Consider the following 24828-nt stretch of genomic DNA (forward strand, 5'->3'; position numbering starts at 1 on the left):
GCACCGTCATCATCAATAAAGGCACAATAAAAGTGCAAAATGGTTTCTTAACGGGCGTCATGATCCAAACATGGGCAATACTTTCGATTTTATTTACGTTTAATTCAAAAGCCTGACGTTGTATGCCCATTCGCTGCACCGAGGGCCGAATTTGGCGGCAGAAGTCTGGTTCGTGGCGTGTCGTCTTTGTCTTCCTGCCTAAAGGCCGACATAATGTGCCGTCCCGTGCACGATCTGCCGGCTATCGACCTCCAATGCGCACGCATGAGACTGACCACTAAAGGCCTGTTGCTGATCGCGATTCCGGCCCTCTTCGAACTGGCGCTGCTGTCCGGGCTGATCAAGGCACAGTCCGATGCGACGCAAGCGGAGCAGTGGGCCATCCATAGTGAAGACGTGCTGCGCCAGACCACCGCGATTCTCGATCCGGTGCTGGGCGAGTCCGTGGCGCTGCGCGGCGCGGTGCTCGCCAACGATACCCGCTTTACGACACCGGTGACCTTGTGGATGGACGTCGACCGCCGCATCGATCAGTTGGCCGAGCTGGTTGCCGATAACCCGGCGCAGGTCGAGCGCGTGGTTCAGGTGCGTCAGGCGGTGCAGGGATATCGCCAGTGGTCGGATCGTGTTCAGGACATGCTGCATTCGGGGCGGCGGCGCGATCTGCTCGATCGTTTTCGCGAGCTGGCTTCGTCCGATGTGCTCGATCGCTTCCGTCAGCAGGTGGCGGCCTTCCAGGCCGAAGAGCGGAGCCTCGACACGTTGCGCTCGAACGCCGCCGAAGCCGCGCGTGCACGGCAGCAGATGCTGATCGTCGCGGCCGTGTTCGGCTCGTTGCTATTCGTCGCACTGGCTGTCTGGCTGTTCACGCGCGGGGTGCGCGGCCGGCTCGCGCTGCTGTCCGACAACGCCGGGCGCCTCGCGGGCAACGAGCCGCTGGCGCCCATCACCCCCGGCCGCGACGAAATCGCCCGGCTCGATCTGACCTTGCATGAAACCAGCCGGCGTCTAATCGAAGCCGAGCGCATTCAGGCGCGCTTCCAGTCCGATCTCGCGCGTCGCGCCAGTGAACTGGCGCGCATCAATGAGACCTTGCGGCAACAGACCCAGGAAAACGAAATGTTCATCTACAGCGTGTCGCACGATCTGCGCGCGCCGCTGGTGAATCTGCAAGGCTTCTCGAAAGAGCTGATTCGCGCATGCGACGAACTGCGCGCGATGTTGCGCCGGTCGTCGCTTGCGGCGGAGCCGCGGCAGCGCATCGAACGGGTGGTGGACGAGGACATCGGCGAGGCGCTGCATTTTCTGCAGACGGCCGTGCTGCGCGCGTCGCACATCATCGACGCGCTGTTGCGGCTGTCGCGTGTCGGCCGTGTCGAGTACCGGCAGCAAAAGGTCGAAGTGGGCGATATCGTGCCGCGCGTGGTCGATGCGATGCAAGGGTCGATCCGGGCGCGCCGGGCGCACGTCATTGTTCACGACTTGCCGGCAGTGTGGGGCGACCCGACCGCACTCGAACAGGTATTCGCGAACCTGATCGGCAATGCGGTCAACTATCTGGACCCGTCCCGCGAAGGTCAGATCGAAATCGGTACGACGCCGGCGCCGCCGGGCGTGCATTCACTGCGAATTTTCTACGTGCGGGACAATGGCCTCGGCATTCCGGCGGTCGCGCTGCCGCGGCTTTTCAACGCCTTTCAGCGTCTGCACGGCAATGTGGCGGCGGGTGAGGGGATCGGCCTTGCGCTCGTGCGGCGCGTGGTGGAGCGGCACGGCGGGCGGGTGTGGGTGGAGTCGAAAGAGGCGATGGGCACGACGTTTTATCTGTCGCTGCCCGAAGCCGGGATGCGGCCGGCGCAACTGCCGGTCGAGACGCATGCCACGTTAGCAGAGGATGTTCACGCGGATCGTGATGCGCGTGAAGTGCGCGAGGGCCTTGCCGATCGTGAAGGCCCTGGTCTCAGCGGCGGTGCGCAGGTGCATGCCGTCAATGCCACGTCCGGTATCAGTACGCGGTGAAGAGGCGGCGCGGTTTGAGCAGTTTGCTGCCGCGAATCGACCAGTAGCAGCCGCACACGATCAGGACCACGACGCCCGTGAGCGCCTCGAGCGGCGCGGGATGCAGGCCGGGCAAGCCGTCGAGAGCGAGCAGTCCGCGCGCGGCGATCAATAACGCCGCCCACAGTGCGCATGCCGCTTGTACCAGCATGCGCGTGCCCGCCAGACGCCGGGCGCGGTTTTCTCGCGACCAGTTGGCCGGTGTGCGCGCACAGAAAAAAGCAATCGCCATCAACGTGACGGCGAGAATGACGATCCAATCGGTCAGTTCCATCGAAAAAGGCTCCCAAGTCAACCGGCGACTATAGGAAAGCCTTCCGCTGCGAACTATCGGACTAATCTCAAATGCGGGTATGGGTAGGCGAGCGCGCGTTGCCGCGAGGGCACGGCGCTCGCCCGAGGATCAGAGTTCGATCCGCGTGCCGAGCAGCACGAGGAATTGGCGCAGCCACTCAGGATGAGCGGGCCATGCGGGGGCGGTGACGAAATTGGCGTCGGTGATCGCGGCGTCGACCGGAATGTCGGCGTACTCGCCGCCGGCCAGCTTCACTTCGGGCGCGCAGGCCGGGTAGGCAGAAATGCGCTTGCCACGAATCACGTCGGCGGCGGCCAGCAGTTGCGCGGCGTGGCAGATCGCCGCGATCGGCTTGCCGGCTTCGGCGAACTGCCGCACGACTTCGATCACCTTGTGATTGAGCCGCAGGTACTCCGGCGCGCGGCCGCCCGCGATCGCCAGCGCGTCGTACTGACGGGGATCGGCGTCTTCGAACGTTGCGTTGAGTGTGAATTGATGGCCAGGCTTTTCGGTATAGGTCTGGTCGCCTTCGAAATCATGGATTGCGGTCTTGATCTTGTCGCCGGCTTTCTTGTTCGGGCAGACTGCATCGACCACGTGGCCGACCGCCTGCAGTGCCTGAAACGGCACCATCGTTTCGTAATCCTCGGCGAAGTCGCCGGTCAGGAACAGAATCTTTTTTGCTGCCATTGCATGCCTCCAATTGATCAACGGAACACATCGAACGCTCAGGCAGTCTACTCCAACGCATTTGACAGAACCGCGACGGCGTATCATTGGCGCGTTTTCGCATGCGGAAGCCGCTCGCTGCGGCTCACACTTAAATATGACTTTATCTATTCGTTCATCGTTGTTGCGCCGCGCCGCTGTTGTCGCCCTCGTGTTCGGCGGCCTGACGGCCTGTCAGAAGAACGATGCGTCGGCACAGGTTGCCGGCAAGCTCAACGATGTGGCGCAAGCCGCCGGTCAGAAGCTCGATCAGGCGGCCAGCTATGTCGGCCAGCAGGTCGATGCGACCAAGGCCGCCGCGCAACAGAATCTCGAATCGGCGTCCGCGCCGTCGATTACGATCGATCCGTCCGCGCTGGCATCGACCGCACAAGCCAACCTGCAAGGCGCGGCAAGCGCGACGAACGCGCAACTCGGCAAGGCGGCGGCGCTGACCGGCCAGGGCCTCGAGACGGCGGGGCGCAAGTTGCAGGAGTGGTCGGCGCAAAGTTCGGCGTCGTCGAGCGTTTCAGCTTCTTCGTCGACGTCGGGCGATTCCAGCGATGCGCAAAAGCAGATGGATAAGTGAGATGGCGGCCTGTGCGTGCGTCGGTTCGATGGTCAGGTTGACAGCAGGATTAAATGTAATTACTATGGTTACACATTGTCGTCGCCGGGCAGGTTTGCTGTGAATACGAGTAGCCGGTTTGCATTTGCGGTGCACGTGCTGGCACTGCTGTCGTTGCAGGAGGGCGTGCCGCTTTCGTCGGAAATGATCGCGGGCAGCGTGAATACGAATCCTGCGTTGATCCGGCGTCTGTTGACCATGCTGGCCGAGGCGGGTCTCACGACCTCGCAACTCGGCGCGGGCGGTGGGGCGCTGCTCGCCAGAGCGCCTGAGGACATCAGCCTGCTCGAGGTGTATCGTGCGGTGGACGACGCGCAATTATTCGCCATGCATCGCGAGGAACCGAATCCGGCGTGCATGGTGGGGCGGAATATCCAGGTCGTGCTGCGCGGCATCATCGACGAAGCGCAGCAAGCCATGGAAGCATCGCTCGGCGCACGCACACTGGCCGACGCCACCGCCGACGTGGTACGCGCCGAGCGGTTGCGTGAAAGCAAACGGCGTACGCATGGATAACGTAGTCAGAAAGCAGTACAGAAGGGTGCGTGTGAGGTAGTCGAGACGCGCGTGCCTGAGAACGGACGGGGGCTCAAGCCCCTCTTTTTTCCACATTATATGTAATCAATGTGGTTACATATAAGCTAATGACCGGAGTATCGAAATGAGCAAACAGTTGAAAATCGCGTTGTTTGGCGCCACCGGCACGATTGGTTCGCGGATCGCCGCTGAAGCGGCCCGCCGCGGGCATCAGGTCACGGCGTTGGCGCGCAATCCGGCGCGTGTGCCGGCGGATGTGGCGAATCTCAAAGCCGCGCAAGCCGATCTGCTCGACGCCGCGAGCGTCAGCGCCGCGGTGCGCGGGCACGATGTGGTGGCGAGCGCCTACGCGCCGCCGCACGACGATCCTACGGTTGTGACCAAGGCGACCCGTGCGCTCGTCGACGGCGTACGCGCAGCAGGCCTCAAGCGCCTCGTGGTGGTGGGCGGCGCGGGGTCGCTCGAAGTGGCGCCGGGCAAGCAACTGGTCGATACAGAAGGGTTCCCGGACGCCTACAAACCGATCGCGCTGGCGCACCGCGACGCATTCGGCTACTACCGCGGCGTCACGGATCTCGACTGGACTTTCTTCGCACCGGCCGCGCTGATCGCCCCGGGCGAGCGCACCGGCACGTTCCGCACGGGCGCAAACACGCTTCTGGCCGACGCCGAGGGCAATAGCCGCATTTCCGCGGAAGACTATGCGATTGCTTTCGTCGATGAATTGGAGCAGGGCCGTTTTGTCCGTCAGATCGCGACGGTGGCTTATTGAGTCTTTGCGGAGCGGGGCCGCGCGTGGCCCGCTGCGTGCGTCGTAGCGGGCGTTCGAGGGGATGACTATTGCTCGCACATCCTCGAATTCACGCAAGCGTCCTAACAATCGGTTACGCATGTTCGGTCGCCGGCGGTAAAACTGCGGCTACACTGGCGTCTCCCGTTTTCTCACGGATCGCCATGCAGTCATGCCCGTTGCGGCGTGAGTCCGGGGCCGCGCCGTCCAACGGCGGGCAACCGGCAATTCACGCCGACTCTCTTTTTTCGTCCAGTCATGCCGGATGCCCCGCTCGACGCGGCGTTCGCGCTTACGTCGCAGCGTGGTTCGGCGCCTGGGCGGCCACGATCTGCCTCGCGCTGATCCTCGGCATCGGCTGGATGCCCGCGACAGCCCAGGCCGCCGGCACCGGCACGCCGGTGATTCCGGCCTTGCAAAGTCTGATCAATAGCGCGACGGCTACGCCTGCATCTGCCGCCTCGGGCGCTTCTGCCGCCGAAGCGGCCTCCGCGCCGTCGCCCGCGAGCCAGGCAGAACTGGCGCGCTCGCTCGACAGCGTGATCGCCACGCTCGACAACGACCGGCAACGCACCGCACTGGTTGCCCAGCTCAAAAAGCTGCGTGACGTATCGCAAAACGTTGCGCCCGCCGCGCCCGCGTCCGCCCAAACGAGTGCTGGCTTGCTCGGAGCGCTCGCGTCGGGCATTGCCTCATTCGAATCCAATGTGCATCAGGGCCGCACGCCCGTGCGCTATTGGGGCGGGCGCTTCAACGCGGCCGGCAACGAGCTCTACACGATCATTTCGGGGCAGGGGCAAGAAAGCTTCGGGCGTATCGTCTTCTCGATGATTGCCATGCTGGCCGGCTGGGGCGCGTGCGCCGGCGCGCTGATCTACGTGCAGCACCGGCTATACCGGCGCTTCGGTATCCTCATGGGACTCAAGCCGAATCCCACCACGCGCGAGCTGCTGATCTTCGCGCTGCGCCGAGTCGGCCCGTGGATCATCGCCTTTCTCGCCGCCTTGCTGTTTGTGCGCGCGATGCCCGATGCGCTCGGCCGCACGCTCGGCCTGGTGGTCGCCTATGCGATCGTTGCGGGGGCGGTGTTCTCGGCGATCTGTCTGATCATGTTTTCGCTGTTCGGCTCAGGGCATCGGCGGGTTGCGGTGCATCTGCTGATCGAACACGCGCGGCGCGTGCTGTTCGTGGTGGGCGTATGCGCCGCCCTCGGCGATGCGGCGGTCAATTACGACGTCGAGCATCAACTCGGACCGAATCTCGCCGCGCTGATTTCGACGGCCGCCAACATGACAGCTGCCGTCCTCACGGGCTATTTCGCGCTGGCGTTCCGCCGGCCCGTCGCGCATCTGATTCGCAATCGGCCTTACGAGCAACGCCACGATCACAGGGCCGCGACCGACGCGTTCGACGTGCTTGCCTCGCTCTGGCACGTGCCGGTGCTGGTGCTCGCCGCTGCATCGGTGGTGGCCACGCTCGGCGGCTCGGGCTCCAGCGAAAACGTGCTGCAGATTTCGGTGGTGACCGCACTCCTGCTGGTGTTCGCCTTCTTCCTGTCGGCTATCGTGCTGCGCATGACGCGCCCGCGCAGTCTGCGAGCCCGGCGCCGCTCGCCGTATCTGACACGCTTGCTGCGCTTTTGCGGCACGCTGCTGACGCTTTTCATCTGGCTGTTCTTCTTCGAACTGGCGGCGCGTTTGTGGGGTGTGTCGCTCGCGGGAGTCGTGGAGGAAAACGTTGCGGCGCGCGGGATTGCGCATGCCGTGACGGCGATCATCGCGACGGTGTTCATTTCGTGGCTGCTGTGGATTCTGGTCGACACCGCGATTACCGAAGCCCTCAATCCCGGCGGTCCGCGCAACAAGTCGCGCAATCCGAGCATGCGCGCGCGCACGATGCTGCCGCTGCTGCGCAACGTGCTGCTGGTGACGATCATGACGATTGCCGGCATCGTCACGGCGGCGAACCTGGGGATCAATGTGACGCCGCTGCTGGCCGGCGCCGGTGTGATCGGCCTCGCGATCGGTTTCGGCGCGCAGTCGCTCGTGACCGACCTGATCACGGGCCTGTTCATCATCATCGAAGATACGATTTCGGTCGGTGACTGGATCGATGTGGACGGTGGTCACGCGGGCACGGTCGAGCATCTGTCGATCCGCACCGTCCGCCTGCGCGATGGGCAAGGCGCGATTCACGCGATTCCGTTCTCGCAGATCAAGATCGTCAAGAACCTTTCACGCGACTTCGCCTATGCGGTGTTTGAAGTGCGCATGTCGTTCTCGACCGATGTCGATCAGATCACGCAACTGATCCGCGAAGTCGGCGCCGATCTGATGGCCGACTTCCGTTATCGCCGCGAAATGCTCGGACCGATCGAGGTGTGGGGGCTTGACCGTTTTGATCCGAACTGGATGGTCGTGAAAGGGCAGATCAAGACGCGGCCGTTGCAGCAATGGAGCGTGGCGCGCGCCTTCAATTTGAGGCTCAAACGCAAGATGGACGATGCCGGTATTGAGATTCCGGTGCCGCAGATGCGTGTGTACACGTCGTCGAAGGATAGCGAAGGACAGCCTTTGCAGGACGATGAAATGTCCGGGATCGGACCGCATGCGCATGAGCACACGCGTGCGGAGACGGCGGCTTCGACGCGGGCCGCGCACGCCGCCGCGTCGGTGGCGCGCGATGTGTCGCACGAACCGCGTCCGGCGCCGCCGCCGACCGGACAGACCGCGCCGATTCCGCCGCAGATTCCGACGGCAGGTGAGGCGGGCGGTAAAAACTGATTACGCTGGATGTGGAGGATCGGGCTCTGGCGCGGTCTGGATCTCCGCGCGGAATGAGCGGATCTCAGATGAGGAGCGCAGGGGCGTCGGCCGTGCGTACGATGTCGTTCACGTGCGTGGCGATCTGCGTACCCGCGACCCCGTAAATATGCAGGGAGATGGCGGGCGCGTCGCTGCAATTTCCCAGCCGGTGAATGGCGCCCTTGCCGCCGCGCACAAACGACACGGCGCCGGCATTGCGCGCCTGTGTGCGGGTGGCGCTTGCACAGTGATGCGCGCCGTTCCATTCGAAGACCGTTTCGCTCAGCGTGCCGTCGAGCACCGCGTAGCCGCACCAGGTGTGATGCGCATGCACCGGGCTCGCCTGGTGTGGCTGCCACACCAGCGCGGCGATCGCATAGCGGCCGTGCGGATCGGCAGCCAGCAGATGACGGCGGTAATTTTCAGCGGAGCCTTCGCGTTGCGCCGGCGTGAGCAACGCGGGATTCGCCGCGGCTTCGGCAAGCGCGATGCGCATGCTGCGCGCGAAGAAGGTCGAATCCGACGGTTCGGGGAATTTCACACAGGCTTCGAACATCGCGTCGAGCGCGTCGCACAGATGCGCGAGCGGTGCGCTGCAGTGCGCGCGCGAGGGTGTTTCATTCGCCCCGGCCAACTGTGCGGCGTGAGCGGAGGAACGGGTGACGCGGGCTGAACGGAGGTCTTGACTCATGATCGCTGTGCAGCGCGATGGCTGCTTGTCGGCTATTTTTGGATAGACATATTTATACCGGTTTGCCCGGAGAAAGAGTTTCCATATAATTCCCCCTGGAGTCTTAAAAGTAGAATAATTTCCTATAGGGGTGTGATGATGGGAATGGATATCATCGATCGGAAGCTGCTTGAGCTGTTGCAGGAAGATGCGACCATGCCGATCGCCGAGTTGGCGCAGCGCGTGAATCTGTCGCAAACACCTTGCTGGAAGCGGCTGCAGCGTCTCAAGGAGACGGGCGTGATTCGCGCCCAGGTGGCGCTGTGCGATGCGCGCAAACTCGGCGTGGGCACGACCGTGTTTGTCGCGGTGCGTACGAACCAGCATACCGAGGCCTGGGCGCAGACCTTTACGCGTGCGGTGCAGGCGATTCCGGAGGTGGTCGAGGTGTACCGGATGAGCGGCGAAACCGATTACCTGCTGCGCGTGGTGGTGTCCGATATCGACGACTACGATCGCGTCTACAAGTTATTGATCGCTGCTGTGCCGCTGTATGACGTGAGTTCGAGTTTTGCGATGGAGCAGATCAAATATTCGACGGCGCTGCCGGTTCGGCCCTCGGCGGTGGTGGAGGGGCGCTGACCGCAAGCCGTGTGCAAGCTCAGTGGGCGTAGAATGCCGCCTTCCCAGACACTATCCGCGACTGCCTCGCGAACCGAGCCCGCCTCATGAACAAACCGCCGCGCAAGAAGAACCCGACCTTTGGCATTGCTGTTTTCATCGTGGTCGCGGTGCTGCTGGTGATCGCCACGCTCTTCTATAACGCCATCACCGAGAAGCGCGATTTCGACCGGCAGAACGAGCCGGCTATTGCATCTGACGCAACGGCTGCAACGGTAGCGAAGCCCGCAAGCGACGCCGCGCAATAAGACGACCTGGGTGATCGTCGATCAGGCGTCGCGCCTGATTTGCGCCGCGACGCCCGGTGCAGCATTGATAGCTGACGTGCACCGAGCGCTGGCCGCTAGCGCGCCGCACACGACGGGCACCACCTCTATCGCGGCGCTCGTCGCTTCACTCTTCCGGCAGTCGAATCACGCTCGCGTCCTTGCGAATCAGCGTCGACGCCGTCAGCATCTGCTTGCACTGATGGACGAGCAACTTCATGTCGTGCACGGCGTCCGCCGAGTGGTCCGGCGATTTCTCCGTCTCGACCACCATCGCATCCAGCTCACGTGCCAATTGTTTGACCTGCTCGCCCTGATCGGCGGCCGGCGCGCTGCCCGCTTCGGCTTCGGTCAGATTGTCGCGAACCGCGCTCAGGGCGCGTTGCAACGGCTGTAGCGAAACGCTGTCGGCCTGCTGCGCGGAGGTGCGCAGCAACGGCGCGGCCACGGTGATCTGCGAGGCGAGCACGTGGCTGCGCACCAGCAGGTCGTTCAATTCCGGCACGAACTTCTGCGCGGACTTCGGCTCGAGCATCATGCGCTGGAAGGCCTGGCCCAGATTGGCGAACGCCACGTGGACGTTCTTGCGTGCGAGCCGGTAGCGATAGTCGCGATCGAGTGCTGTGGCCGCAGCTACGGCGGCCGGGGACGCGCCGCCGGCCGGTTTGGCGGTCGCGTTGCTTGTCGTGGTGGCAGCGCTGCTTGCACTGGTGGTTGCACCGGCACTTGCACCCGCTTTGGAAGCAGCGTTGCCGCTCGCATTCGCTCCAGCGCTCGCTGCCGAGAGCGCCGGCCTGGCGAATTCGATCGCCGGATCGGCCATTGCCGCGGCGGGCGCAAACGCAGCGGCTTCAGTCACCGTAGCGACCGCCGCGGCGGCCGGCTTGCCGCTCCACCACCAGCTTGCCTCCAGATACTGCCGCGTCGCATTGATCATGTTGTTGACGAGCTTGCCCATCAACCGGTATTCCCAGTAGGGGAACAGATGGCTTGCTGCAATCGCAATCGCGCAGCCCACTACGGTGTCGATGGCGCGTTCGCCGATGATGCGCATGCTGCCCGGCGCGAGCAGATGGAACATGAGCAGCACATACGAGGACGTGAACACCACGCTCGCCGTGTAATTGAACAGCAACAGGCTGTAGCTCATCACCATCGACGCGAACATCACCACCAGCAGGATGTGCGGTTCCTTGACGAAAATCATCAACGCGATGCTCGCCGCACAGCCGATCAACGTGCCGATGATCCGCTGCCCGTTACGCTGCTTGGTCAGCGAATAGCCGGGCTTCAGGATGATGACCGTGGTCATCACGATCCAGTAGGCGTTGGTGAGCGGCAGCAGACGGCCGAGCCAGAAACCCACGGCGACGGCAATTGTCACGCGCAGCGCATGACGGAAGCTCGGCGAGGCCATTGTCAGATTCGAAAAGATCTGGCCGAACGGCACGCGGCGGCTCGATACGAAGCGGGAAAGCGCCTGGTCGAGGCGCAGTTCGGTCTCGGTCGTGCTCGGGTCGCTCGACAGGCTCTTGCGCATCTTGTCGATCAGGCGCGTGGCGCTCCAGATGCGCCGGAACGTGGACGATACCGCCGAATAAGCCTCGGGATTTTTGGTCGCCAGGTCCTGCTTGCGCATCAGTTCGATCTCGAACTCGATGGCGCGCAATTCGGCTTTGACATTCACGCGGATACGCGGCGGCTGGTTTTGCAATACCGCGAGTCCAATTTCTTCGAGATCGGCTGCGGATTTGCGAATCAGATCGCGGTAAAACACCAATAGATCAGAGCCGCCAAACGTGGTGCGCACGAGCGAGTAATCGACATGCGTGCCGACAAACAGCTCGTGCAGATCGACGGTATTGATGAACAGATTGAACAGCATGGCCCGGCGCGGTTCGAGCCGGCCGGCTTTCAGCTTGGGCAGATTGCGCAGCACGATATCGCGCGCGGCGTCCTGACGCTCGACTGCGGTAATCTGCTTGTCGACCAGATTGCGATAGCACTCGTCGAGATCGTTATCGAGATCGTAGAAGGCGGCGCGCGCGAGCAGATAGTCCGCGCACGCGAACACGCTTTCGGCGAGCGCCTGCTGTTCGATGCGGTGCATCATCCAGCGGCTCACGAAGGTCGACCAGTAGGTGTACCAGAGACCGCCCACCAGAATCCACGACGCATTGACGAGTGCCTGCATCGGCGTGAAATGCTCTTCCAGCGTCATGATCATCATGAACAGCGTGGCGAAGCTGATCTGCGGCCAGCGGTTGCCATACACGACGATCAACGAGAGCAGGAAGGTGAGCGGCACGACCGTACACCACAGCGCCACCGGGTTGACGGTGGCAAGACCGGTGGCGAGCGCGGACAGGAAGCCGATCACCGTACACGCCAGCATCTCGTTGTGCTTGTACTTGAGCGGCCCCGGCATATCGACCACACAGGCGCCGAGTGCGCCGGTCGCGATCGTGAAGCCGAGTTCGCGGTCGTGAAACACGATCAGACACAATATGGCCGGTAACGACACGCCGACTGCGATGCGCAGGCCGCCATAAAAGTACTGGCTATAGAGGAATTTTTTTATTTCAACCGAATAGCGCATCGACTGCCTGGATTCCATTCACTGAGAAAACGCGGTTGAAAAGGCCGACCTCGGGGCCGACCCGGGGAAGACCCAAACTGCCGTCGAGTCTAACTGATTTTGTGCCTGATCTGACCTCGTCCGTTTGGCCAGGTTCTGCCCTGGGAGCGCGTTTGTTATGCTGTCGCTTCAATGTCTGCCGCAGCCCGGGCGCACCGCTCGAGTTGCACGCTTTTCCGGAATCCATGCTCCAACTCTTCTACTCGAACCGCTACGAAACCCTTGTCGGCGCGCTGCTCGACGATCTGGGAGAAGCGCCGTCCGATCCCTGGACCGCGCAGCCCGTGATCGTCCCGAGCGCGGCGGTGAGGCGCCGGCTCGAACTCGACATCGCGGCGCGCCAGGGCATCTGCGCCAATGTCAATTTTGGTTATCTCGCGCAGTGGCTGTGGGCGCAAATCGGCGGTGTGATCGACGTGCCGAAGCATTCGCCGTTCGCGCCGGACCGGCTCGTCTGGCGCTGCTACCGGCTGCTGGGCGAGGCGGATGAAGCACTGCCGTGGAATGCTTCGCCGCGTCTGCGGACTTATCTCGATGCGGCGGATGCATCGATGCGCTACGAATTGGCGCGCCGGGTGGCCACGGTACTCGACCACTATCTGACCTATCGTCCTGAATGGCTGCTGCAATGGCAGAAGGGCGGTTCGATCTTCGCAAGCGGCGCTGCGGACGACAGCGGTCCGCGTCTCGTCGGCGCAAGCGTTGCGGCGCGCGAAGACGAGCGTTGGCAAGCCGCACTGTGGCGCGCCGTGCTTGCCGAACTGGCGGGCGACGCGCAAACGCCCGCGGCAGCGTTGCCGCCTGCTTATCGCTTCCTCGAAGACATCGGCACGCTGGACCTTGAAGCGATTTCGAACGCGAGGTGGCCCGAAGCGGTCAGCGTGTTCGCGCTGCCGACCATGCCGCCGCTGCACGTCGCTTTGCTGCGCGCGCTGTCGCGCTGGGTCGATGTGCGTCTGTATGTGATGAATCCGTGCCGCGAGTTCTGGTTCGACGTTGTCAGCGCGGGCCGCGTGGAAGCGCTGGATGCCGCCGGCCAGCTCGACTATCAGCAAGTGGGCCATCCGCTGCTGGCCGAGTGGGGCCGCCAGACTCAGGCGCAACTGCATATGCTGCATGAGCTGACCGAGAGCGCGGCATCCGGCGAGACCGGCGATTTCACCGAGAATCCGGAGCCGAGCTGGCTCGCCGCCGTGCAGAACGGCATCCTCGATTTGCGGGCGGAAGTGGGAACAGACGCGGACACAGACGAATGGCCGATCGAAAACGGCATTGAAGTCCATGTGTGTCACAGCCTGTCGCGGCAGCTCGAAGTGCTGCATGACCGCCTGCTTGGCTGGTTCGACGAGTTCGACGATCTGCAGCCGTCCGACGTGCTGGTTGCCGTGTCCGATCTCGCTGCCGCCGGGCCGTTGATCGATGCGGTATTCGGCACCGCGCCGCCTGGTGACACTCGCCGCATTCCTTATCGGATCACCGGCTTGCCGCCTTCGCAGGCCAATCCGGTCGCACGCTTGCTGCTCGATTGGCTGGCCTTGCCTGAGCGCAGCGTGGGTGCGCCGGATCTGATCGAATGGCTGCGGGTCGATGCGATCGCCGCGCGTTATGGGATCGATGCCAGTGCGCTCGAAGCCGCGCAGGAATGGCTCGCGGCGGCCGGTGCGCGGCGCGGGCTTGTGCCCATCGAACCGTCGGGCGAACACGTACCTGTTGCGCGTCATACGTTCGCCGATGCGCTGACTCGTCTGTACCTCGGTTACGCGATGCCGGATGGCGGCGAACCGGTCGATGCCTGGCTGCCCGTCGAAGGCGCTGATGGCTCGGACGCTGAACTTCTCGGCCGGCTGTCGCGTTTCGTCGACGATATCGAAACCTTCGCGCAGCGCTGCTCGGTCGAGCAGACCCCTGCCGAATGGGCGCAACTGCTGCTCGAAACGCTTGCGCAGTGTTTCGACGGCGGCGTGGAGTTTGCCGATTCGCTGGCGGCGGTGCGCGACGCCATCGACAAGATGGGCGACGCGATGCAAGCGGGCGCGGAAGACGTCGTGTTGCCCGCCGCCGTGGTGCGCGGTGCGCTCACCGAGGCTCTCGACGACCCGGCGCGCGGCGGCGTGCCTTGGGGGAGCGTGACGTTTTCGTCGTTGACCAGTTTGCGTGGGTTGCCGTATCGCATTGTCTGTCTGCTCGGTATGGACGACGGCGTGTTGCCGAGTCTCGCCCGCGCCGACGAATTCGACCTGATGGCCGCGTTCGGGAAAGCCGGCGACCGGCAGCGTCGCGACGACGAACGCAATCTGTTCCTCGATCTGCTGCTGGCTGCGCGCGACCGGTTGTTCATCGCTTATACGGGCCGCAGCATTCGCGACAATGCGCCGTTGCCGCCGGCCGCACTGGTCGACGAGTTGCTCGACCACCTTGCACAAGTGTCGGCGGGGGAAGGGGCGAGTCCTGCGGACATCGAAGCCGCGCGGCATGCCTTCATCATCGATCATCCGCTGCAGGCGTTCGCGTCGGACTATTTCTCATCGCAGCGCGGCCTCTTCACTTACGACAGGGATCGCGCGGAACTGGCCAGTTTGCTGGCCGCGCCGCAGCATCCGGCCGCCGCGCCATTCTTCGATCAACCGTTGCCCGCGGAAGATTCGGCCTCGGTTGCCTTCGATGAATTCGTGCGCTTCTGGCGTCATCCGGCGCGTGCGTTGTTGCGCGATCGCCTGGGTATCGTGTTGTCGGATGCGCAGGGTGAATTGCTCGACACCGAGCCGTTCGAACTCGATTGGGCAGGTCGCGATGCACTGGCGGAGCGGCTCCTGCCGGTACTGTTGAATAGCGACGCCGAAGACGACGCCAGCCTGTTCGAGCGCGTGCGCCGCGTTGCCGCGGCCAGTCCCGAGTTACCGGGCGGCGCGACCGGCGCGGTATGGCGCTCGCGCGAACTCGGCGCGCTGCGCCAACTCGCCGACAGCGTGCGCCGCGAAGTGGCGTCGGGTGTAGAACGTTTGCCGTTCGTGCTCGATATCGTGCCGCGCTGGCCCGATCGTGCCGACATCGCCGATACGCTCTTTGGCCCTCATGACGCGGCGTTCCGCAAAGCGGCTGAAATACCGCTGCAACTGCACGGCACTTTGAATTTGCTGACCGAAACAGGGCAAGTGATTTTCCGCTACGCCAAACCGACTGCGCGCGATTATCTGTCGGCGTGGCTTGCGCATCTGGTCTACTGCGCGGCGCAGCCGAACGGCCCGCGCCGCACGGTGTGGCATGGCAGCGGCGAGAGCTTCGAACTTACGCCGGTCGCCGCGCCGCTCGATGAACTGGCGCCGCTTGCCGCGCTGTTCAGAGCCGGGCGTATGCTGCCGCTGCGCTTTTTCCCGAAGAGCGCGTGGGTGAAGGTCAGCGAAAGCGATTCTGCGGCACAGGGCGTATGGATCAATGACCGTGTGCGCGGAGAATCCGACGACCCGGCCTTGCGCATCGCGTTGCGCGGCACGCCGCTTTCTCTCGACGAACCGTTCGGCAGTCTCGCCTCGATCGTATTCAAACCGCTCGTGCAGCATCTGCGGAGCGCATCATGAGCGGCGCCGTTCACCATCACGCGTTGGTCGCGGAAGAGCTCGACGTCTTCGCCTGTTCGCTCGACGGCGTCAATCAGATCGAGGCGTCGGCGGGAACCGGCAAGACCTGGAACATCTGTGCGTTGTACGTGCGGCTGCTGCTCGAAAAGAACCTGAACGCCGATCAGATTCTTGTCGTGACCTTTACGAAGGCGGCGACCGCGGAGTTGCACGAGCGGATTCGCGGGCGCCTCGCGGAACTGGATCGGGCTATCGATACGGATGACGACGGCGGCGATCCATTCATCCAGCGGCTCTTTGAAACGACGCTGGCGCCGGAGCGCGGCATCGATCGTGAGACCGCGTTGAAGGTCGTGCGCCGTGCACTGCGCACGTTCGACCAGGCAGCGATCCACACCATCCACGCGTTCTGTCAGCGTGCGCTGCAGGAAGCGCCGTTCGCCGCAGCCATGCCGTTCGCCTTCGAAATGGAAGCCGACGACGCGGCCTTGCGTTTCGAAATGGCGGCCGATTTCTGGCGTGAGCAGGTGGAACCGGTGGCCTACGCGCATCCTGCTTTCGCTGCATGGCTGGTGGCTAAACGCGCCGGGCCCGCGTCGCTCGATGAGCAACTCGCGCGGCGCCTGAAGAAGCCGCTGGCGCAGTTGCGCTGGGGTAAGGTCGATTCAGGTGGAAACGATGCCGATCCGCAGGCGGGTTTCGATGCTGCCTGCGCGATGTGGCAGGCGGAGCGCGACGCGATCGTCAGTCTGCTTGGACAGGCGCAGGACCGTCTGAGCAAGACCTCACACAAGCCTGAACTCGTGAGTGCCGCGATTGCCGCGTGGACCGAATACTTCGCTCAGGGCGATTGCCATGCGCCGCCGCCCAAGGCGGCCTTGAAGTTGACCGCTTCGGCGCTGAAGAAGGCTACCAAGGTCAAGTTCGAACCGCCCGAGCATCCGTTCTTCGAGCACGCTGAAGCGCTGTCCGCCGCCGTGATCGCAGCCGAAGCCGCGCAACGCGCGCGCTGGCTTTCGCTCGTCGAAACCTGGCTCGACTACGCGCCCGCCGAACTGGTGGCGCGCAAACGCACCCGTCGCGTGGTGTCGTTCGACGATCTGCTCTCCAACCTGTATCGCGCGCTTGCAGCCAACCCCTGGCTTGCCGACGCTTTGCGCGCGCGTTATCCGGCCGCGCTGATCGACGAGTTTCAGGATACCGATCCGTTGCAGTTCGCGATCTTCAGCCGCATCTTCGCTCCCGCTGGTCCGCTGTTTCTGGTCGGCGATCCGAAGCAGGCGATCTACAGTTTCCGCGCGGCGGATCTGCATACCTATCTGGCGGCGCGCGAGGCGGCGTCGGCGTGCTACACGCTCGCGGTCAATCAGCGTTCGACCGCGCCGATCGTCGAGGCCTGCAACCGGCTGTTCGAAGCCAATCCACAGGCGTTCGTGCTCGATGGTCTCGGCTATCAGCCGGTGCGGGCCGGCGAGCGGCGTCGTCCGCCGTTCTCCGAGCCCGATGCGAGTGCGGGCGATTTCCGCATCTGGACCTTGCCGCAAGGCGACGCCGCGTTGACCAAACGCGAGGCGCAGCGCGCGGCGAGCGAAGCCTGCGCCGCCGAGATCGTGCGGCTCCTGCGTGGAGCGCGCGAGGGGTCGGTGACGATCGGCGATGTGCCGCTTGCTCCCGGCAATATCGCGGTGCTGGTGCAAACGCATAAGCAGGGTAGTCTGATCAAGCGCGTGCTGGCGTCGTGGGGCGTCGGCAGCGTGGAACTGGCGCAGGCCTCGGTGTTCGCGACGCTCGACGCCGAGCAGATCGAACGTGTGCTGGCGGCGGTCGATACGCCGGGCGATCTGCGCCGTTTGCGCGCCGCGCTCGCCACCGATTGGCTCGGTCTCGACGCCGCAGCGTTGTGGCGCCTCGAGCAGGTCGCCGACGCGCCGGCTCCGGCCGACGATCCTGCGCATGCCGCCGATGCGATGGGTTGGGTCGAACGCTTCTCGCGCTATCGCACGCTATGGCACGAGCGCGGCTTCGCCTTGATGTGGCGCACGCTGATGCGCGAACTGCGCGTCGCACAGCGGTTAGTGGCCGGACCGGACGGCGAGCGTCGTCTGACGAATGTAAATCACCTGGCCGAACTCGTGCAGGCGCGTGCCGCCATGCAGCCCGGCATCGCGCCGACGTTGCGCTGGCTCGCCGCGCAACGCACGCAAGGTGGCGGCGAAGACGCGCAATTGCGGCTGGAGTCGGATCGCAATCTCGTGCAGATCGTTACCGTCCATAAATCGAAAGGACTGGAATACGCGGTCGTTTTCTGTCCGTTTCTGAACGACGGTGCGCTACGCGAGCCGCCATCCTCCGGCTTGCCCGATGCGCGCGAGTATCACGACGAAACGGGTGATGCAGTGCTGCACTACGGTTGCGATGACGACGAAGCCGAACGTGCATCACGTTACGCGGCGCGCGAACAGGCGGCGGAGCGGGCGCGACTTGTCTATGTGGCGCTGACGCGCGCGGTGTACCGCTGCTATCTGGTCGCCGGTACCTATCTTTCGTCGCGTTCCACCAAGGAGTCGCGCCGCAGCGTGTTGAACTGGCTGGTGGCCGGCAGCGGTCACAGCTTCGACGATTGGCTCACCGATCCACCCGACGAAGCCGCCTTGTCATCATCGTGGCAGGCATTGGCGGGCGGCCCAATCACGTTGCAGGCATTGCCGAAAGTGGAGCGCCGTGCGCCATTGGAAAGTCTCGAGGACAGCAGCGTGCAGATGCAGGCGCGCGCCAACCGGCGGCCGTTGCGCGATCAGTGGCGCATGGCGAGCTTCAGTGGTCTGATCGCCGCCGGCAACAAAGCCGAGGAGACGCATGCGGTGGTGGAAGAAGTACGCCCCGATCACGATGAGATCGCCGACGCGCTCACACCATTGTCGTTACCGGTGCCGCAAGCGCCGTCCTACGCCGAGGACGATATTCTCGCGTTTCCACGCGGCGCGGCGGCGGGCGAGTGTTTGCATCGCATGTTCGAACTCGCGGATTTCACCGATCCGCAGACATGGCCTGAGGCTATCCGGGGCGCGTTGCGCGAGCGCCCGGCGCCGGCAGTGCCTGAACTCGCGGCGCGTTTGCCCGCCATGATGCATAAGCTGATCGCGGACGTGGTGACCACCGAGCTCGTGCCCGGCATGGCGCTCGCCAGGCTGAATCCGCAGCGGCGTCTGAATGAACTCGAATTTCTGTTTGCGGCGCCTTCGCTCGATTTTCCGGCGTTGCGCGAGCTGCTGATCGAACATGCCTATCCCGACGTTGCACTGGAGCCCGGCGTGTTGCGTGGTTTCGTCAAAGGATTTATCGACATGATCGTCGAGCACGACGGCCGTTTCTGGATCGTCGACTGGAAGTCGAACCATCTGGGCGATACCGCTGCCGATTACGCCGCGGCGCCGCTCGAAGCGGCCATGGCGAGTCACGCGTATCACCTGCAGGCGCTGCTCTATACGGTGGCGCTGCATCGTTATCTGAAAACGCGGGTGCGCGATTATGCGTACGACACGCACATCGGCGGCTATCTCTATCTGTTCGTGCGCGGTGTGCGTCCGCAGTGGCGCGATGCCGATGGAGCGGCGGGCGTGCACGTGCGGCGGCCGGCATTCGAACTGGTGGCGCTGCTCGACGCGGCGATGATCGGAGGTGTCGCATGAGCACGTTCGATCAGGCGTCCTCCGCGCCGCCGGAACTCGATGACATTGGGGTGAATCTACCCGCGCCGGCCGATTTCAGCACGGCGCTTGCTGAAGGATTCGCGCGCCGTATCGGCACGCTGGCGCGACGCGGCGGCGCGTCGGGCGAGGCGGTGAGGTGGGCGGCGCGGGCCGCCTTTGCCGCGAGCCGCGCGACTGCCGAAGGGCATGTGTGCTTACCGCTTGCTGTGTTGGCGCGACGCTTCGATGCATCGAGCACGGAAGTGCGCGCGGCGCTGTTTGCAAGCGGCATGGCTAGCGACGGTTCGCAGAGCGCGGCGGCGTTGCGGCCACTGGTGATCGACGGGCAAGGGCGACTGTATCTGGCGCGCTACTACGACTACGAGCGGCGTCTTGCTCGCTCGCTGGTTGCGCATGCGGGCGGGGGGCGGGTAGGGGGGGCGGGGAGTGGGGCGCGTGCGCAGGCTGCGGTCGATGTCGATGCTCGTGATAGTGCAAGTGCAAGTGCAAGCACCGGTGCAGGTGGAGCCTCAGATTCACAGACAGATGCCGGCGAAGGCGGTGGAGCCAACGCCAGTGCAGCTTCACGCGCGGATGCAAATACAGATGCCCATGCAGGCGTAGACGCAAGCGCGGACGCCACCGCCCAAACGCTACACGAGCGTCTGCTGCGCTACTTCGGCCCACCGCAGGACGACGAGGTCGACTGGCAACGCGTTGCGGCAGTCATGGCGCTGTCCGGGCGCTTGACCATCGTCAGCGGCGGCCCAGGCACCGGCAAGACGACCACGGTGGTCGGTGTGCTCGCCTGTTTGCTGGATGCGCGGGCCGATCTGCGGATTGCGTTGGCGGCGCCCACCGGCAAAGCCGCGCAACGAATGCAGGAAGCGCTGCTTGCACGTGCCGGCGATCTGCCGCCCGAACTCGCTGCGCGCTTGCCGCAGACGTCGTACACCTTGCATCGACTGCTGGGTTCCGGGCCGGGCGGGCGCTTCCGGCATCATCGCGACAACCCGCTGCCTTATGACGTCGTCGTGATCGACGAGGCGTCGATGATCGATGTCGCGATGGCGGTGCATCTGCTCGATGCCATCGCGCCGCAGACGCGTCTCGTGATGCTGGGCGACAAGGACCAGCTCGCCGCCGTGGAGGCCGGTGCGGTGTTCGCCGAGCTCAGCGCGCGGCCGGCTTTCACGCAAAGCGGACTGCAGCGGATCGCTGGGGCGTTAGGCATTGAGGCGGCGCGGTTGTCGCAAGCATTGCCTGGCACATCGGGTGGCTTCGATGAAGGGCATGACGATTTTCTTGCGCATGCAGGCGCGCCCGACGATGTCGATATGCCGCCTGAGGACTTGTTCGCCGATGTTGAAACGCGCGTCGTTGACGGTGGACCGCCGGGCGACGATCTGTTCGCGAGCAGCATGGCGCCTGCTGCCGGGGCACCGTTGTTACCGTTGTCTTCGCGAGAGCTCTCGGGATCAGCATCAGCATCAGGAGCAGCATCAGGATCAGGAGCAGGATCAGGAGCAGGATCAGGAGCAGGAGCAGGAGCAGGAGCAGGAGCAGGATCAGGATCAGGAGCAGGATCAGGAGCAGGATCAGGAGCAGCGGCAGGAGCAGCGGCAGGAGCAAAATCACCACTGCCTTCACTGTCGCCAGCTCAAAACCCGCTCGCCGACTGCGTCGTCTGGCTCGAACGTAACTATCGATTCGGCCTTGAATCGCCGGTCGGCCGCTTGTCGCTCGCGATTCGCAATGGTGCGGCCGGCGCGGCGCTCGACGTCCTGCGCATCGACCCTGCCGAACCCTGCGCAGCGGCGTTGTACGAAGACACGCATGCGACGCTTGCCGATCGCACCGTCGCGCGGCTTGCAGCGGGGTTTGCCGCGTACGCGGATGCGCTGGCTGAAGCGCTGGCCGCCGATACACCGGATCCGTTGCCGCTCTTCGACGCACTGAACGGGTTTCGAATTCTGTGTGCGACGCGCTCGGGGCCACGCGGCGTCGATCAGGTGAATACCGCGATGGCCGCACAGGTGCGGCGCTCGGCAGGCGTGACGCTGGCTGTCGGCGCGCAGTGGTTTGCCGGCCGTCCGGTGATGGTCACGCGCAACGATTACGCGCTTGGTCTGTTCAATGGCGACATCGGTATTGCGCTGCCGGGTGCGGGCGGCGCGTTGCGCGTGTACTTCCGCACAGGTGACGGGGGACTGCGTGCCGTATCGCCTGCGGCGCTGCCGCCGCACGATACGGCATTCGCGCTCACGGTTCATAAGTCGCAAGGCTCTGAGTTCCAGCATGCGGTGTTGATGCTGCCGTTGGCGTTCAGCCGCGTGTTGTCGCGCGAACTCGTGTACACGGCAATCACTCGCGCGCGTGAGCGGGTGGAAGTGATCGGCACGCGCGCCGTGCTGGCGCAGGCGATTGCGACGCCAACGCAGCGTGATTCCGGCTTGGCCGCGCGGATCGCAGAGGCGTGGCGCTTCGCCTAGTTTGCGCAGACGGGGTGCGTCGCTTTTGTATGGCGCGGACAGCCGGCATATTCGTGTTCAGGGCCTGCCGTAGCGGTACAAGCGGGTACGAGCAGGGACAGGCAGGGACAGGCAAGGACAGGCAAGGACAAGCGACCCAGGTAATTCGCGCAAATCACCTGGGCGAGCGCACCAGAGTACCCAAGCCGTGCTCAGCTAGCGATTCCACCCGGCTGCACATGTGCCTCGACCCGGCTGCGCATGGTCTTGCGGTACCAGAGCGTCCACAGCGCCAGGGCACCGTAAATGCCATAGCCGATGAACGGCGAGACCACCAGAAAGCGCTCGATCGGCCAGGTGAGCGCCATCCACGCGCGCAGCGCCGTTTCACCGGTCAGACCGACGCCCCATATCAGCGTCATGAGCCGCATTGCGCTGACAAGGGCCGGCCGTTCGCGCCATAGCGCTTCGAAGCGCGCGGCCCCGCCTTCCATTTCTCGGGCGACAGTGGCGCGCGCGAGATAGAAAATAAGCGGGCGGCGCATCGGCAACGAGAGCAGAAACACCACGCCCACCGCGCCGGACACCAGCGACTCTCGCAACAGCAACATGCGAGGGCTGCCGCCCAGCGCCATCGCCGCGACCGACAGCACGATGCCCGCCACGACCATCACGCTAAGCGCGTCGATGCGTCGAAAGCGTATCAGTTCGATCAGGCTCCAGACGATCGGCGGCACGGCGGAGGCGATCAGCGCGCCGGTTTCGCCCAGATGCGGCAGCGCGAGGCGATAAGCAAGCCACGGCAGCAGGAAGTTGACGGCCAGTTCCAGCACAAAACCCGGACGGAGTTTCATATGAATTTACGCTGTAAGCGAAAACGGCAGTATCGGTGAACCGGTGGTGTCGAAGCAAATGGTTTTTCGCATCGGCGATCGCGCCCGATAGCCCGTAGGCCGTAATCGGCTGTGCCCTGTGTACACTTGCGTCTCCTAGCCCAATCCAGTCATGACATCCCGCTATCCGATCCCGCCGAACGAAATCGAATTGACCGCAGTGCGCGCGCAAGGAGCGGGCGGTCAGAACGTCAATAAGGTCTCGAGTGCCATCCATCTGCGTTTCGACGTGCACGCTTCGTCGTTGCCGGAGGTGCTGAAGATGCGCCTGCTCGCGCTGTCCGATCATCGGCTCACGCGCGACGGGGTGGTGATCATCAAGGCGCAGGAGCATCGCACTCAGGAGATGAACCGCGCGGCGGCGCTGGCGCGGCTCGATGAGCTGATCGAAAGTGTCAGCGTGACGCGCAAGCCGCGCGTCGCCACCCGGCCGACCCGCGCCTCGAATCGGCGTCGCCTCGACAGCAAGGCCAAGCGCAGTGAAATCAAATCTGGCCGCGGGAGAGTGGAGGATTAAAGCGGGTGCCGAGGCGCCAAACCTTGGGGTGCCATCAAGAGGCCTTCAGCGGTGCCGCAGATACACGCCAAGCGTCCCTCGCCGCCGCAACACGCAGGCCGCAGGACCCGCTCAGGCTCAGCGTTTGCCCCCGCGTTCACCAGAACGGGGAGCGGCCGGCGACGTCGTCGGGACAAAGTCGACGCAAAGCACATGTGTGCCGTCACGGTCGAATGCGATTGCCGCGGTATAGCAGTCCTGGCCGTCGGCGAGCGAATAATGCGGCCCCATCATGGCGACACGCCCCGGCGCGGCGAGCGCATGCTTGAAATACGCGCGCCGCGACCAGTTGCTGCGCGTTTCGGTGTAGAGCGGCGCGAGCCGCAGCGGAGGGGGCGGCACGGAGGCGGCCATGACCGACGCTTGGGTCTGTTCGCCCTGGCCATCAGTGATAAACACCCGGCGCGCTTCGGGCAGATGCCACATCTTTTGCGCTGCCTGCCGAAGATCGCCGGTGATTTTGAAGGTTTCGGCGGCGGCGAGCACGGCTTCGGCGAATCCTCCGAAGCCCAGCCGCTGATGGCCGGCACGCTCACGTTCATAGGCGGCGAATTTGGTCCACATCGACTCGATCAGCGCCGGCACCCGGGCACAGGCGGCCTGCACCGAACTCTTCGGCTGGCCGAGCCAGAAACCCTGCACGAAATCGACGTCTGCCTGCATCAGAATCATCAGTTCTTCGTCGGTTTCGACGCCTTCGGCCAGCACCAGCGTACCGGACTGGTGGAGCATCGCGATCAGGTGGTTGATCATCGAATCGTCGCCTTCGCGCTTGCCCGCCCGGGCGACCAGGGAGCGGTCGAGTTTCACGATGTCGGGGCGAAAACGCCACACACGGTCGAAGTTCGAAAAACCGGTGCCGAAGTCGTCGATCGCAATCAGGAAGTCGCGTGGCTGCGACGCCGCGAGCATGCTGGCGACGGCGGATTCGTCGTCGGCGGGTTGTTCGAGTACTTCAATGACGATTCGCTCCTGCGGCAGGCCAAAGTGCGCCGAGAGCTCGTCGATGAAGGTGCGCTGCGGCCAGCCGGTTTCGAACACCTGCGGGCGCGTGTTCAGAAACAGCCACCCGGTGCTGATGCCTTGTTCCATGAAATTTGCCACATGCAGGCAACGCGCGATGCGATCGAGTTCGCGTGCTTCGGCGGCCGAGCGCGTGCCGGAGAACAACACGTCCGGTGACACCGGCAAGCCGACCGGATCGTATGCGCGCAGCAAGCCCTCATAGCCGACCACACACTGATGCGTGACGGATAGCACCGGCTGGAACACGCTGTGCAGGGTCAGCGCGCGCCATGTCGCGGTCCAGCCGGACTCCTCCCGGACCAGATGCGGGAGCAGGCCGCTCAGGGTCAATTCGCTGACGGTTGGCATAAGGGCAGGCATGAGAGCGGGCATGGCGACATCGCGGCAAGCGGGTGACAGGGCGCGTGAACAGATTCAGCGCGCAACGGATGCACAGCCCAGGCGCCGGCGGGGTCAGGCGGGCACAGCCCGGGAACGCGGAGAGCAATGCCAGCCATGCGGGACTCCGGCGGGATTATTCAAAAGCAGTCTAGCAGTTTGCAC

General features: G+C 64.2%; 17 protein-coding genes. 11 read left to right on the plus strand and 6 right to left on the minus strand.

The features are described 5' to 3' along the window. Positions 1–264: 264 nt before the first annotated feature. Positions 265–2019 carry a sensor histidine kinase gene (locus tag ACOSV0_RS07115; protein ID WP_434109601.1) on the plus strand — a complete coding sequence of 585 codons (1755 nt, stop codon included), beginning with the start codon at positions 265–267 and terminating at the stop codon, positions 2017–2019. On the opposite strand, the gene ACOSV0_RS07120 is transcribed toward ACOSV0_RS07115, so the two are convergent. Together ACOSV0_RS07120 and ACOSV0_RS07125 are read right to left on the minus strand one after the other, a co-directional pair. Next, a complete protein-coding gene (locus ACOSV0_RS07120; protein ID WP_434109602.1) occupies positions 2006–2332 on the minus strand; it encodes a hypothetical protein in 327 nt (108 codons plus the stop codon). The genes ACOSV0_RS07115 and ACOSV0_RS07120 overlap by 14 nt on opposite strands. 129 nt (positions 2333–2461) lie before the next feature. Beyond that, the gene (locus ACOSV0_RS07125) at positions 2462–3043 is read right to left on the minus strand and encodes a DJ-1/PfpI family protein (RefSeq protein ID WP_434109603.1); all 582 of its coding nucleotides are present in this window, start codon (positions 3041–3043) and stop codon (positions 2462–2464) included. 136 nt (positions 3044–3179) lie between these two features. Between ACOSV0_RS07125 and ACOSV0_RS07130 the strand changes: the two genes are divergently transcribed. From ACOSV0_RS07130 to ACOSV0_RS07145, 4 genes are all read left to right on the plus strand, one after another. After that, a complete protein-coding gene (locus ACOSV0_RS07130) occupies positions 3180–3650 on the plus strand; it encodes a hypothetical protein (protein ID WP_434109604.1) in 471 nt (156 codons plus the stop codon). A 99-nt stretch (positions 3651–3749) separates the two neighbouring features. Next, positions 3750–4205: an Rrf2 family transcriptional regulator gene (locus ACOSV0_RS07135; RefSeq protein ID WP_434109605.1), complete on the plus strand. Its 456-nt coding sequence runs from the start codon at positions 3750–3752 to the stop codon at positions 4203–4205. A 145-nt stretch (positions 4206–4350) separates the two neighbouring features. Continuing rightward, entirely contained in the window at positions 4351–4998 is a 648-nt protein-coding gene (locus ACOSV0_RS07140) for an NAD(P)-dependent oxidoreductase (protein ID WP_434109606.1), read from the plus strand. Positions 4999–5180: 182 nt separating this feature from the next. Then, complete coding sequence (locus tag ACOSV0_RS07145; RefSeq protein WP_434109607.1) at positions 5181–7799, plus strand: mechanosensitive ion channel domain-containing protein; 2619 nt, start codon at positions 5181–5183, stop codon at positions 7797–7799. 64 nt (positions 7800–7863) lie between these two features. Here the strand turns inward: ACOSV0_RS07145 and ACOSV0_RS07150 are convergent, their stop codons facing one another. Continuing rightward, on the minus strand, positions 7864–8511 hold the full coding sequence (locus ACOSV0_RS07150) for a cysteine dioxygenase (RefSeq protein WP_434109608.1): 648 nt from the start codon (positions 8509–8511) through the stop codon (positions 7864–7866). 138 nt (positions 8512–8649) lie between these two features. Here ACOSV0_RS07150 and ACOSV0_RS07155 point away from each other — a divergent pair, with 138 nt between their 5' ends. Then, positions 8650–9132 carry an Lrp/AsnC family transcriptional regulator gene (locus ACOSV0_RS07155; protein WP_325046440.1) on the plus strand — a complete coding sequence of 161 codons (483 nt, stop codon included), beginning with the start codon at positions 8650–8652 and terminating at the stop codon, positions 9130–9132. 86 nt (positions 9133–9218) lie between these two features. Beyond that, on the plus strand, positions 9219–9419 hold the full coding sequence (locus tag ACOSV0_RS07160) for a hypothetical protein (protein ID WP_434109609.1): 201 nt from the start codon (positions 9219–9221) through the stop codon (positions 9417–9419). A gap of 145 nt (positions 9420–9564) precedes the next feature. On the opposite strand, the gene ACOSV0_RS07165 is transcribed toward ACOSV0_RS07160, so the two are convergent. Beyond that, positions 9565–12036, minus strand: a complete 2472-nt coding sequence (locus ACOSV0_RS07165) for an FUSC family protein (protein WP_434110192.1) — start codon at positions 12034–12036, stop codon at positions 9565–9567. Positions 12037–12260: 224 nt separating this feature from the next. Between ACOSV0_RS07165 and recC the strand changes: the two genes are divergently transcribed. The 3 genes from recC to ACOSV0_RS07180 are packed head-to-tail and all read left to right on the plus strand — an operon-like array spanning position 12261 to position 21831. Then, the gene (gene recC, locus ACOSV0_RS07170) at positions 12261–15650 is read left to right on the plus strand and encodes an exodeoxyribonuclease V subunit gamma (RefSeq protein WP_434109610.1); all 3390 of its coding nucleotides are present in this window, start codon (positions 12261–12263) and stop codon (positions 15648–15650) included. Continuing rightward, positions 15647–19339, plus strand: coding sequence for an exodeoxyribonuclease V subunit beta (gene recB, locus ACOSV0_RS07175; RefSeq protein ID WP_434109611.1), 3693 nt, complete (start codon positions 15647–15649; stop codon positions 19337–19339). The genes recC and recB overlap by 4 nt, the downstream gene beginning before the upstream one ends. Then, a complete protein-coding gene (locus tag ACOSV0_RS07180) occupies positions 19336–21831 on the plus strand; it encodes an AAA family ATPase (RefSeq protein ID WP_434109612.1) in 2496 nt (831 codons plus the stop codon). Before recB ends, ACOSV0_RS07180 begins: the two co-directional genes overlap by 4 nt. Positions 21832–22022: 191 nt before the next feature. Here the strand turns inward: ACOSV0_RS07180 and ACOSV0_RS07185 are convergent, their stop codons facing one another. Then, complete coding sequence (locus ACOSV0_RS07185; protein WP_434109613.1) at positions 22023–22664, minus strand: VC0807 family protein; 642 nt, start codon at positions 22662–22664, stop codon at positions 22023–22025. A 151-nt stretch (positions 22665–22815) separates the two neighbouring features. On the opposite strand from ACOSV0_RS07185, the gene arfB reads away from it, so the two are divergent. After that, positions 22816–23220, plus strand: coding sequence for an alternative ribosome rescue aminoacyl-tRNA hydrolase ArfB (gene arfB, locus ACOSV0_RS07190; RefSeq protein ID WP_074284531.1), 405 nt, complete (start codon positions 22816–22818; stop codon positions 23218–23220). Positions 23221–23337: 117 nt separating this feature from the next. Here the strand turns inward: arfB and ACOSV0_RS07195 are convergent, their stop codons facing one another. Further along, complete coding sequence (locus ACOSV0_RS07195) at positions 23338–24633, minus strand: sensor domain-containing phosphodiesterase (RefSeq protein WP_434109614.1); 1296 nt, start codon at positions 24631–24633, stop codon at positions 23338–23340. Positions 24634–24828: the final 195 nt, after the last annotated feature.

Origin of the sequence: Paraburkholderia caffeinilytica, assembly GCF_051027425.1 — a bacterium.
In the GTDB taxonomy this organism is placed as follows: Bacteria; Pseudomonadota; Gammaproteobacteria; order Burkholderiales; family Burkholderiaceae; genus Paraburkholderia; species Paraburkholderia caffeinilytica_A.

Bases quoted from the DNA above. Each gene is read 5' to 3' on its own strand.
- ACOSV0_RS07115 (WP_434109601.1), top strand. From the start codon at position 265: ATGAGACTGACCACTAAAGGCCTGTTGCTGATCGCGATTCCGGCCCTC.
- ACOSV0_RS07120 (WP_434109602.1), bottom strand. From the start codon at position 2,332: ATGGAACTGACCGATTGGATCGTCATTCTCGCCGTCACGTTGATGGCG.
- ACOSV0_RS07125 (WP_434109603.1), bottom strand. From the start codon at position 3,043: ATGGCAGCAAAAAAGATTCTGTTCCTGACCGGCGACTTCGCCGAGGAT.
- ACOSV0_RS07130 (WP_434109604.1), top strand. From the start codon at position 3,180: ATGACTTTATCTATTCGTTCATCGTTGTTGCGCCGCGCCGCTGTTGTC.
- ACOSV0_RS07140 (WP_434109606.1), top strand. From the start codon at position 4,351: ATGAGCAAACAGTTGAAAATCGCGTTGTTTGGCGCCACCGGCACGATT.
- ACOSV0_RS07145 (WP_434109607.1), top strand. From the start codon at position 5,181: ATGCAGTCATGCCCGTTGCGGCGTGAGTCCGGGGCCGCGCCGTCCAAC.
- ACOSV0_RS07150 (WP_434109608.1), bottom strand. From the start codon at position 8,511: ATGAGTCAAGACCTCCGTTCAGCCCGCGTCACCCGTTCCTCCGCTCAC.
- ACOSV0_RS07155 (WP_325046440.1), top strand. From the start codon at position 8,650: ATGGGAATGGATATCATCGATCGGAAGCTGCTTGAGCTGTTGCAGGAA.
- ACOSV0_RS07160 (WP_434109609.1), top strand. From the start codon at position 9,219: ATGAACAAACCGCCGCGCAAGAAGAACCCGACCTTTGGCATTGCTGTT.
- ACOSV0_RS07165 (WP_434110192.1), bottom strand. From the start codon at position 12,036: ATGCGCTATTCGGTTGAAATAAAAAAATTCCTCTATAGCCAGTACTTT.
- recC (WP_434109610.1), top strand. From the start codon at position 12,261: ATGCTCCAACTCTTCTACTCGAACCGCTACGAAACCCTTGTCGGCGCG.
- recB (WP_434109611.1), top strand. From the start codon at position 15,647: ATGAGCGGCGCCGTTCACCATCACGCGTTGGTCGCGGAAGAGCTCGAC.
- ACOSV0_RS07180 (WP_434109612.1), top strand. From the start codon at position 19,336: ATGAGCACGTTCGATCAGGCGTCCTCCGCGCCGCCGGAACTCGATGAC.
- ACOSV0_RS07185 (WP_434109613.1), bottom strand. From the start codon at position 22,664: ATGAAACTCCGTCCGGGTTTTGTGCTGGAACTGGCCGTCAACTTCCTG.
- arfB (WP_074284531.1), top strand. From the start codon at position 22,816: ATGACATCCCGCTATCCGATCCCGCCGAACGAAATCGAATTGACCGCA.
- ACOSV0_RS07195 (WP_434109614.1), bottom strand. From the start codon at position 24,633: ATGCCAACCGTCAGCGAATTGACCCTGAGCGGCCTGCTCCCGCATCTG.